This window comes from Vibrio sp. 378 (assembly GCF_033339435.1).
In genome coordinates, this window is the sequence record NZ_JAWOUO010000886.1 from 1 (window position 1) to 581 (window position 581).

Below are 581 nucleotides of genomic sequence, written 5' to 3' on the forward strand. Positions count from 1 at the left end.
CGTGACCTTCGGAGGCAACCGATGTCATCTCTTTCACCCCTTCAATTGAGCGCAGTTCTTGTTCGATAGGACGAACCAGTAAACGCTCAGCATCAGTTGGAGAAATACCTGGATGCCCAACAGAGACGTAAATGATAGGAATAGTGATATCGGGACTAGATTCTTTTGGGATGGTGACGTAAGTAATGACCCCTGCGATGAGGATCATCGCCAACAAGGTCAACATCGTTCTTGATCGGGATAACGCAGCGTCAATTATACTAAACATGCTGCCTCCCTATTTTTCGGCCGCATCGGCAGCGACACCACCGACTTTATTCGCAATCACGGTATCGCCATCACGAACAAACCCCTGTCCTAATACAATGATGTCCGCTTGCTCGCCAAGCCCTGATAACCAAACACCATCTTCTTCTGCTTTGACTAACTGAATAGGAACAAACTTAACGTGTTCATCTTGCAGTGTTTTGACACCTAAATTCCCTTCTTCATCTAACGCCAACATTGCAGCGGTAATTTTAATCGCTAGCACTTCATTCAAAGGGAGCTGCACTTCCGCGCTGATCCCCGCTGGGATGAAC

General features: G+C 47.3%; 1 protein-coding gene and 1 pseudogene. Both read right to left on the bottom strand.

From position 1 onward, the window contains the following. A partial coding sequence (locus R7Q48_RS29405) for an efflux RND transporter permease subunit (RefSeq protein WP_318133894.1) occupies window positions 1–268 on the bottom strand: 268 nt, incomplete at its 3' end. A gap of 9 nt (window positions 269–277) precedes the next feature. Next, window positions 278–581, bottom strand: a pseudogene (gene vmeJ, locus R7Q48_RS29410) (multidrug efflux RND transporter periplasmic adaptor subunit VmeJ); the annotation flags it as partial.